Consider the following 9,599-nt stretch of genomic DNA (forward strand, 5'->3'; position numbering starts at 1 on the left):
TCTCGAGTGAAATCAAAGATCTCAACTTACGATACCGTATCGTTCCGGGTTTGACTGTTTAAGTCGGGTTTGGCTGCTCACCGCATACGCTGCGTGAATGGGTGCAGAAGGTGGATCGCGACAGCGGCCGCTCGCCTGGTGTTCCGTCGGAAGTGTCGGTGAAGCTGAAGGCACTGGAACGCGAGAACCGCGAGCTTCGCCAGGCGAATGAGATCCTGCGCAAGGCGTCGGCATATTTTGCCCAGGCGGAGCTCGACCGCCGGTTCAAACCATGATCTCGTTCATCGATGATCACCGCGGGGCTTATGGGGTCGAGCCGATCTGCAGGGTCCTGCCGATCGCCCCATCGACCTACTACGAGCATGTCGCGAAGCGGGCCAACCCCGAGAGGCGGTCAGAACGGGCCCGGCGGGATGAGGCGCTCGAGGCGGATATCCGGCGCGTGTTCGCGGAGAATTTCGAGGTCTACGGTGCTCGCAAGGTCTGGCGGCAGTTGCAGCGGGAAGGATGCGCTGTTGCCCGCTGCACGGTGGAGCGGTTGATGCGGATCATCGGCCTGCAGGGCGTGATCCGCGGCAAGCCGGTCAGGACGACGATCAGCGACAGGGCGACACCCTGCCCACAGGACCGCGTCAACCGCCAGTTCCAGGCGCCGGCGCCGAATATGCTCTGGGTCTCCGACTTCACTTATGTCGCGACCTGGCAGGCTTTGTGTATGTGGCGTTTGTCATCGATACATTCGCCCGGCGTATCGTTGGCTGGCGGGTAAGCCGCACCGCGCATGCCGGTTTCGTCCTCGATGCCCTGGAACAGGCTCTTCACGACAGACGCCCGGTACGTAGCGGCGGTCTCGTCCATCATAGCCATCGGGGCAGCCAGTATGTCTCGATCAAATACACCGAGCGCCTGATGGAGGCCGGCATCGAACCGTCCGTCGGCAGTGTCGGCGATAGCTACGACAACGCTCTCGCCGAGAGCATCAACGGCCTTTACAAGACCGAGGTCATCCGTCGTCGCGGGCCGTGGAAATCGTTGGAAGCCGTCGAGTTCGCAACGCTCGAATGGGTCGACTGGTTTAACCACAGGCGCCTTCTCGAGCCGATCGGCAACATCCCGCCCGCCGAAGCCGAACAACGATATTTCGCCACACTCGACCAGATGAAGATCGCCGCTTAGCTTAACCCAAATGGCCTCCGGTAAACCCGGGGCGGTTCACTGCCACATTACCATTCAGATTCGGGGGATCAAAGGCATCAAGGGTCGGCCGCTGATGTGTCTTTATGCTGATTTATAAAAATAAATTTTTTAATAAAAAATAAATTATCAAGTTATATAAATATACACAATCACTTTGAGCCACCAGAAATATCCGGATTCTACCATGAAAAATGAAAAACTTAGTTGGATTTTTTCGTCTGAATATCGTGGCAGCAAGCCTTATCAGAAGATACTAGAAAATGCATTAAAAAAAACAGTGAATGTTTACAATGGATCAATTGATATTGCGTTAAATATAATTAAATCCCATCGATCTGTATTTCATTTGAATTGGGAAGATTTATTGTATTTTGATATCGATAGCGAAATCGAAGCATCATCAGCAATATCTAAAATTTTAGAAAAATTTATTGCATTTCAAGCACAAGGCGGCCATATCGTATGGACTGTGCATGACGACGTACCACATGATGGCAGGTTTCCTAATCTTTACGCGCGCTTGAGAGAAGCAATAGCGCAAATTGTTGATACTATTCATGTGCACTCTTACACCGCTAAAAGTTTAGTATTAAATATTGGCGCAAATGAAAAAAAAATAATTAATTCATATTTTCCAAATATCGCGGTAGCGTATCCAAACGATATTAATGAAAGTGCAGCAAAAAAATATTTTGAATTTGAAGAATCAACTATTGGATTTTCTTTTGTTGGAAATAATAATAACAATAAAGAAATAGATAAATTATTTAATAGTTTTATTGCTCTTAACTCAATATTTCCTCAAGCGCGCCTGGTTGTTGCAGGACGAAGAGGTGGATATTTTGAAGAACGTTACATAACTATAGAGAATTGTATTCACATTATACCTAGATTTATTGAAGATGCGGTCATGCAATATGTAATAAAATCAGCTGATTTTGTTATACTTCCTTATCGGCGCGCGTTGACATCGGGAACTTTGTCTCTAGCGCATGGTTTTGGTCGTCCTACAATCGTTCCTGATCTGCCCGCCCTTCTTGATTTTATTAGACCAGAAGAAAATTCACTTGTTTATCATGCTGGCGATACAGAAAGTATGCTTGAAACCATGATTAAGGCTATTGAACTGTCAGAAAGAGACCGATATCGGATGCGTGATTTGGCTTTGCAGTCAGCGAAGCAGGCAGATATTGAGATACTAGCGGCGTCTCTTATATCTAGAGTATTGGATTAAAAATTTTCTCTATGCTCCCAATCCACCATAAAAAATGATAATAATTTATATAAAATGGTAAAAATGTCATCAAAATTTCCGTTCTCACAAAATTTAAATAAAATCAGACATCGTCAGCTTCTTGTCGATGTATCGGCAATCTGTCGTATAGATATTAACACAGGAATACAAAGAGTTGTTCGTGAAGTTCTTATAGAACTATTTAAAAATGAATTATTTGGATATCGAATTGAGCCAGTATATGCAGGATCATCGCACGGATATCGCTATGCTCGCCGTTTTACAGCAAAATTTCTTGGTTTTGATCCAGGTTCACTTTACGATGATCCAGTAGAAGTTTGGAAAAATGATGTATTCTGGGGTCTTGATTTATCAACATATACGACTATTTTAAATAAAAATCAAATTTTTAGTTGGAAAAAAATAGGTGTTAAGATTGTATTTACTGTATATGATTTGATGCCGGTGCTTCACCCTGAAACGACATTGCCAATTGTCACTGAAAATCATAGAGTTTGGCTTGAAACTATATCAAATGCGCATGGTTTGCTCGCTATATCACAGACTGTAATGAACGATCTTCGTAACTGGTTAAATTTATTTCATTTTCAAAAAAATCATGAAATTAAATTAGGTTGGGCGCATCTTGGAGCAAATATTCATTCATTAAAGAAAAATCGATATGAAATTTTTAATATTTTACAAAAATACAATTTAAATACAAAGAATTTAAAATTTTTAATGGTTGGTACAATTGAGTTAAGAAAAGCGCATGGGCAAGTAATTGATGCATTTGAGCATCTCTGGGCGTCTGGAATGGACATTCAACTTGTCATAGTTGGAAGGCCTGACTGGAAGACCGACATTCCTGCCGTGCGCATACGTAAACACCCTGAATTTCAACGTCGTCTAATTTGGATAGAATCACCAGACGATAATATATTAGAAAATATATATAAAATTTGCGATTGTCTAATCGCGGCAAGTATAAATGAAGGATTTGGGTTGCCCTTAATTGAGGCAGCTATGCGTGATATGCCGATAATTGCACGTGATATACCTGTTTTCCGAGAGGTTGCAGGCGATAATGCCTTCTATTTTTCAGGAAGTAATTCTTCTAAATTAGAAAATATAATTCGAAGATGGACTCATGATTACGAGCATGGGTCTTTGCCCAATTCTTCTAAAATAAATTTTTTAAAATGGGAACAAAGTACTAAAATTATGTTAGATTTTATTTTAATGAAAAATTTTAATAAATACTGATATACTAGGCAGCGTGGACAAACCTGAACCAGAGGCGGATTGAGACGAGGAGAGTGAAACCTAGGAAGCTGTTGGCGGTTTGGTCGTATCTGGTGGCGATCCGGCGGCTATTCTTGAGTTTGTTGAAGCCGCGCTCGATGCGATTTCGTAGTGCGTAGAGGGGGCGGTCGACGGAATGCTGGATACGACGGTTTTTCTTGGTCGGGATTTCGGGGATTGTTCCGCGGTCGCGTGCGTCCTGCCTGATCGCGTCGCTGTCATATCCCCGATCGGCCAGCAGGATGCCGGGATCACTGTCGCGCTCATCCATCAGGTCGGCATAAGCCGTGCTGTCGTGAGCCTCGCCGGGGCTCAGGATGATGCCTATGGGCAGCCCCTCGGCGTTGGCTCGGAGATGGATTTTGGTCGAGAAGCCACCTCGAGAACGACCAAGAGCCTGGCTCTGAGTCCCCTTTTTAAGCCGGCGGCGCAATGGTGCGCCCGGACGATGGTGCTGTCGATCATCTGCAAGGTATCCGCCGGCCCACCGCTATCGGCCAGGGCTTCGAGCATCACGTCCCAGACCCCGCTTGCGGTCCAGCGCCGGAATTGTCGGTGCACGGAGTTCCATCTTCCGAATTCCGACGGCAGATCCCGCCACGGAGCGCCGGTTCGGGCAATCCAGAAAATCGCGTCCAGCACACGGCGATGGTCGTACGGCGGTCGGCCCCCTGCCGCTCCAGGCTCAGCCAGAAACGGTCTGAAAAACGCCCATTCCTCGTCACTCATCAATCCACGAACCAACCCTGACCTCCGCTCCAGAAGTCAGTGTCGAATCACATCTCAGAGCCCGAATCTGAATGGTAGTGCGACTATCGGTGACGGGCGATTTTTCGTGTGAGCAGGCGGATATGGGCGAGGAAGAGCCATGCGGTGGCGCTGGTAACGGTGGCCTCGAAATCCCTTGCGAGACGTCGGCATCTGCCGAGCCAGGCGAAGGTTCTTTCTACCACCCAGCGCCGCGGCAGGAGTTCAAACCCGCTCGCGGCGTCGGAGCGCTTTACGATCTGTATGGTCCATTTGCCGATTTTGGCGAGGCGTCCATTGAGTTTAGGACCGGCATAACCGCCGTCAGCGAATATGTGCCGCAACCAGGGATACAGGGATTTGACGGATTTGAGCACGTCGGGCGCCCCGTCGCGGTCCTGAATACCGGCATGATGAACGACGGCACCGACGAGGTGGCCGATTGTATCTGTGATGATGTGGCGCTTGCGGCCCTTGATCTTCTTTCCGGCATCGAACCCGCGCGGCCCGCCGGCTTCGGTGGTCTTGACCGACTGACTGTCGATCACACCGGCTGTGGGCGAAGCCTCGCGTCCGGCCATTTCCCGCGCCTGCATGACTAGGACGTGATTGATGCGATCGAACGTGCCGTCACGACAGAAGCGGTAGAAATACCCCTGCACGGTGGTGAACGGAGCGAATTCCTTCGGGATCTGGCGCCACTGACAGCCGGTTGCCAGCATGTAGAAGATGGCCTCCACAATCCTTCGAAGCGCCACCCTTCGGGGTCGGCCTCGATGCTGCGGAGCGGGCATGAACGGCTCGATCATGGCCCATTCAGCGTCGGTGAGGTCGCTTGCGTAGCGCAATCCGGCCCGGCAATATCGTCGCCGAGCGATTTCAGTCCAGGTCATCGTGTCTCCGTCCGTCTTCGCAAACGAACTGAATCACAACTTACTGAAATCGCTCAACTATCTTTTTCGGTCCGGCTCTCACCGTGTCGTGGGAATCCCCCCCCCCGCGGTTTGTCCACGCTGCCTAACCGCCGGTACCGCCACGACAAATGGGAACCTGCCCCCCCCTTTTCCACGCCCGCTCAGACCACCCCCAACGCCGCCAGCGCAGGCACCGCCAGCGCGGTCGCCACCGCCGTCAGCCCGACGCCGAGGGCCGCGTAAGCGCCTGCTTCCGAATCGCGCGCTACCGCTTCCGCAGCGCCGATTCCGCTGCCTGCCACCCCCGCCGCGAGACCGAAGGCCCGATGATCCTCGATTCCGAGCCAGCCCAGCAGCGGCCGGGCCGCAATTGCCACGATGACCCCGCCGGCGATCGCAAACACCGCCGCGAGCGCGGGTGCCACACCGATCTCGCGCGCCACCGCCATGGCGATCGGGGTTGTCGCCGCCTTCGGCGCCATCGCCAGATCCAGTGCGCCGGTACAGCCGCATGCAACCAGAACCAGCGGCCCCGCAATCGCCGCGGTCAGCGCACCGGCGGCGAGCGAGACGAGAACAGCCAGGCTGTCCCGCGCGATCGCGCCGAGATTACGCGCGAGCGGCACGCCCAGCGCCACTGTCGCCGGCCCGAGCAGCCAGGAAACCGGCGCCGCCCCGCGCGTATAGACCGGATAAGGTACGTGCCCCGCCACCAGTCCCGCCATCACGGCGAGGATCGCCACGAGAGTCGGGTTCAGCACCGGGTGCCCGACCCGCCGCGCCAGCCACAGCGCCGCCTCGAAGGCCAGCACCGTGGCGGCGGCAAACCCGAGTCCCGACAAGGTGCCGCTCCATATCTCATTCATGGCCGCACCCCGCCGGCAACGCCGCCCGCGGCACCGAAGCCCGCAACCCGATCAGAAGCCGCATCGTCAGCCCCGTCACAGCCAGCGCCAGCAGCGAGGAGACGACCAGCGCCGCCAAAACCGCCGGCCAGGCCGTCCGCAGCGCGCCGGCGCTGGTCATCACTCCCACGCCCGCCGGCACGAAGAACAGCGCGTAGCGGCGCAGCAGCAGCGCCCCCGCCTCACCGGCCGCCACCGCCACCCATCCGCGATGCGCGGCGAGCAGTGCCGCCAGCATCACCATGCCCACCAGCGCCCCCGGCAGCTTCACCGGCAGCAACGGCGCCACGGCGCCTCCCGCCGCGAGACAGCCGAGCACAACCGCGAATCCCGCCGCAAGCCGCACCGCCGGCGCAAATCCCCTCGTCCGAAATTCCGAAATCCGGCGCATGTCCCTCACTCCTCATCGCCCGATTCCATTTGCGCCCGCCGCCGTCCGTGCTGTAGAGGCAGAAATCGCAATTCATTTTTGTCCCTCCAGCACAAGCCCGCCCGCCCGCCCGATGGATGAACTCGCCCGCCTCCGCGCCTTCGTCCGCGCCGCCGAGCTCGGCAGCTTTTCCGGCGCCGCGCGCGAGGCCCGGCTGCCGCCCTCCTCGGTCTCGCGCGCCATCGCGGCGCTTGAGGCCGAGCTCGGCGCCGCGCTGTTCAACCGCTCGACCCGCAAGCTGCATCTCACCGAGATCGGCTTCGCCTTTCTCGAACGCGCCCGCCGCGTGCTCGCCGAACTCGACGAGGCCCGCGCCGTCGCCGCCGATCTCAACGCAAGACCGCAAGGCCTTTTGCGCCTCAACGTTCCCTCCGCCTTCGGCCGGCTGCACGTCATGCCTTTCATGCCCGGCTTCGCCGCCGCCTGGCCGGACATCCGGATCGACATCACCTTGAGCGATACGGTGGTCGACATCATCGAGTCCGGAACCGATCTCGCCATCCGCATCGGCGCGCTGGAGGAAAGCCGGCTGATCGCCCGCAAGCTCGCGCCGCACCGCCGGGTCCTCTGCGCCGCGCCCGCCCTGCTCGCCCGGCACGGCCCGATCGCCACCCCGGACGATCTCGCCCGCCTGCCGCATCTCCTCTTCGCCCTGCAGCAGCATGACCGCTGGCTGCTGACCGATCCGGCAGGACAACGGCACGACATCCCGCTTGCCGGTCGCCTCCGCCTGAACGACAGCGAGGCTCTGCTCGCCGCCGCCCGCGCCGGGCTCGGCGCGGCGCTGCTGCCGGGCTGGATCGCGGGGGCGGCGCTGCGCACCGGCGAACTGGTCCGGCTGCTGCCCGATCACCTGGCGATGTTCTGGCCCGGCGAGCGCTTCATCTGGGCGGTCTACCCGCCCAAGCGGGTGGTTCCACCCAAGGTCCGCGCCTTCATCGACGGCTTTGCCGCCTATCTCGGCACACCGCCCTACTGGGAACGTGGCGTGGCACCGCCCTGATTCCGCACGGCACGGCCTATTGCCTCACGCGCGCATGATTGCCAGAACAACCGCAAGGCGAGTCAGGAGAGCTGAACGTGTTGAAAATCGCGATCATCGGCGGCGGCTATGTTGGCCTGGTTTCGGCGGCCTGTTTCGCCGAATTCGGTGTGAGCGTGATGGTCGCGGAAACCGACCCAAGGCGGCTCGACCGGCTGCATCGCGGCGAGATCCCGATCTATGAACCCGGGCTCGATCCGCTGGTTGCGCGCAACCGCGCCGCTGGCCGGCTTGGCTTCACCGGCAACATTGAGGAGGCCATCGCCGGAGCCGAGGCTGTATTCATCGCGGTGGGCACACCCGCCCGCCGCGGCGGCGGCCATGCCGACCTGTCCTATGTTTTTGCCGCCACCGAGCAGGTGCTGGCAGCACTCGACCACCCGACAGTGCTTGTCACGAAGTCGACCGTTCCGGTGGGCACCGGCCGCCGCCTTGCCGCCCTCGCCGCGGCCCGCCGCCCCGACCTCACGATCGACGTCGCCTCGAATCCGGAATTCCTGCGTGAGGGCAGCGCGATCAGCGACTGCATGCGGCCGGACCGCGTCGTCGTCGGTGCCGAGACCGAGCGCGCCCGCGAGGTTCTGCGCGCACTCTATCGCCCGCTGAACCTGATCGAGACGCCGATCCTGATCACCACCCTCGAGACCGCCGAACTCATCAAATACGCGGCCAACGCCTTTCTTGCGATGAAGGTCACCTTCATCAACGAAATGGCCGATCTCTGCGAGGCTCTAGGGGCAGACGTCCACGGCGTTGCCCGCGGCATGGGGCTCGACCGGCGGATCGGCCCGAAATTCCTGCATCCCGGCCCCGGCTTCGGCGGCTCCTGCTTTCCGAAGGACACGCTCGCTTTAGCTCGCATCGCGCAGGACGCCCGCGCCCCCTCGCGGCTGACCGAGGCCGTGGTCGCGGTGAACGAGGCGCGCAAGGCCGGGCTCGGGCGCCGCATCCTCGATGCCGCCGGCGGCTCGGTGCGCGGCATGCGCGTCGCCGTGCTCGGCCTCGCCTTCAAACCCGAGACCGACGACATGCGGGACTCGCCCGCCATTCCCACAATCGAGGCGCTGGCAGATGACGGCGGCGAAATCATCGCCTATGATCCCGCAGCGATGGCAGCGGCGAAGCCGTTGCTGCCAAGCTCGGTTCGGTATGCCGAAACTGCTACCGCGGCGATTGACGGTGCCGCGATTCTGGTCGTGCTGACCGAGTGGAACGAATTCCGTGCCCTCTCGCCAGATTGGCTGGCGGCGCGGATGCAGGGACGACTGATTGTCGACCTGCGGAATATTTTTGATCCGGAGGCAATTCGTGCCGCCGGCTTTGTTTATCATGGCGTGGGCCGTGGCGGCGTTTCACATTTTGCCGCCGGTCCGGAATTTGAGCGGGACAGGGAGTATTTTGATGAGTGAATTGATCGCCGCGGCCCCTGCCGCGGCCGCGCAGCCGGAAATCGCGATGGCTGGCGCCTATCCGGACTTTGCCAATCCCGAGTTGCTTGCCGCCATCCCGCTGGATGCGCGAACGGTCGTCGATGTCGGCTGCAGTGGCGGCGCTCTCGGCGCCGCCTACCTCCGGCTCAACCCGCGCGCCCGTGTCCTCGGTGTCGACGCCGACGCAACGGCGCTCGAACTGGCCCGCACACGGCTGACCGATGTTGCCCTCTGCGACATCGAGACAGAAGACTTTCCTTTCGACCTGTCAGATGGCGTCGACGTTCTGGTTTATGGCGACGTGCTCGAACACATGGCCGATCCCTGGGCGGTGCTGTCAAGGCATCTTCGCCACCTCAATCCGGGCGGATCGGTGATCGTATGCTTTCCGAATG

The 9,599-nt window shown here is 57.4% G+C and carries 9 protein-coding genes, 1 pseudogene and 1 other annotated feature; of the genes and pseudogenes, 6 read left to right on the forward strand and 4 right to left on the reverse strand.

Annotation, left to right across the window (positions count from 1 at the left end; genetic code table 11):
- Positions 1-89 precede the first annotated feature (89 nt).
- The 3 genes and pseudogenes from ACIDOCELLA78_RS86025 (at position 90) to ACIDOCELLA78_RS86035 (ending at position 3,697) form a co-directional block, all read left to right on the forward strand.
- Positions 90-1,176: pseudogene (locus tag ACIDOCELLA78_RS86025) on the forward strand (IS3 family transposase).
- Positions 230-346, forward strand: a sequence feature (AL1L pseudoknot). Its footprint overlaps the pseudogene before it by 117 nt.
- A gap of 205 nt (positions 1,177-1,381) precedes the next feature.
- Entirely contained in the window at positions 1,382-2,431 is a 1,050-nt protein-coding gene (locus ACIDOCELLA78_RS86030) for a glycosyltransferase (protein ID WP_201728212.1), read from the forward strand.
- 54 nt (positions 2,432-2,485) lie between these two features.
- Entirely contained in the window at positions 2,486-3,697 is a 1,212-nt protein-coding gene (locus ACIDOCELLA78_RS86035; RefSeq protein ID WP_201728213.1) for a glycosyltransferase family 1 protein, read from the forward strand.
- Between the two features lie 4 nt (positions 3,698-3,701).
- Here the strand turns inward: ACIDOCELLA78_RS86035 and ACIDOCELLA78_RS86040 are convergent.
- The 4 genes from ACIDOCELLA78_RS86040 to ACIDOCELLA78_RS86055 all read right to left on the reverse strand — a co-directional run bounded on the left by ACIDOCELLA78_RS86040 (position 3,702) and on the right by ACIDOCELLA78_RS86055 (position 6,693).
- Positions 3,702-4,465 (reverse strand): IS5 family transposase gene (locus ACIDOCELLA78_RS86040; RefSeq protein ID WP_201728214.1). Its coding sequence is split into 2 segments (ribosomal slippage): positions 3,702-4,156 and positions 4,156-4,465, totalling 765 coding nucleotides; the frame shifts between segments, so codons are not numbered across the junction.
- Between the two features lie 83 nt (positions 4,466-4,548).
- Positions 4,549-5,376 (reverse strand): IS5 family transposase, encoded by an 828-nt coding sequence (locus ACIDOCELLA78_RS86045; RefSeq protein WP_201727504.1) that lies wholly within the window; start codon positions 5,374-5,376, stop codon positions 4,549-4,551.
- 182 nt (positions 5,377-5,558) lie between these two features.
- Positions 5,559-6,263: an LrgB family protein gene (locus ACIDOCELLA78_RS86050; protein ID WP_201728215.1), complete on the reverse strand. Its 705-nt coding sequence runs from the start codon at positions 6,261-6,263 to the stop codon at positions 5,559-5,561.
- Positions 6,256-6,693: a CidA/LrgA family protein gene (locus ACIDOCELLA78_RS86055; RefSeq protein ID WP_201728216.1), complete on the reverse strand. Its 438-nt coding sequence runs from the start codon at positions 6,691-6,693 to the stop codon at positions 6,256-6,258. The genes ACIDOCELLA78_RS86050 and ACIDOCELLA78_RS86055 overlap by 8 nt, the downstream gene beginning before the upstream one ends.
- Before the next feature lie 112 nt (positions 6,694-6,805).
- Here ACIDOCELLA78_RS86055 and ACIDOCELLA78_RS86060 point away from each other — a divergent pair, with 112 nt between their 5' ends.
- The 3 genes from ACIDOCELLA78_RS86060 to ACIDOCELLA78_RS86070 form a co-directional block, all read left to right on the forward strand.
- Positions 6,806-7,735 carry a LysR family transcriptional regulator gene (locus ACIDOCELLA78_RS86060; protein WP_201728217.1) on the forward strand — a complete coding sequence of 310 codons (930 nt, stop codon included), beginning with the start codon at positions 6,806-6,808 and terminating at the stop codon, positions 7,733-7,735.
- Between the two features lie 80 nt (positions 7,736-7,815).
- Entirely contained in the window at positions 7,816-9,183 is a 1,368-nt protein-coding gene (locus ACIDOCELLA78_RS86065) for a UDP-glucose/GDP-mannose dehydrogenase family protein (RefSeq protein WP_249675436.1), read from the forward strand.
- A partial coding sequence (locus tag ACIDOCELLA78_RS86070) for a bifunctional 2-polyprenyl-6-hydroxyphenol methylase/3-demethylubiquinol 3-O-methyltransferase UbiG (protein ID WP_201728219.1) occupies positions 9,176-9,599 on the forward strand: 424 nt, incomplete at its 3' end. The genes ACIDOCELLA78_RS86065 and ACIDOCELLA78_RS86070, both read left to right, overlap by 8 nt.

The sequence above is a fragment of the Acidocella sp. C78 genome (assembly GCF_907164655.1).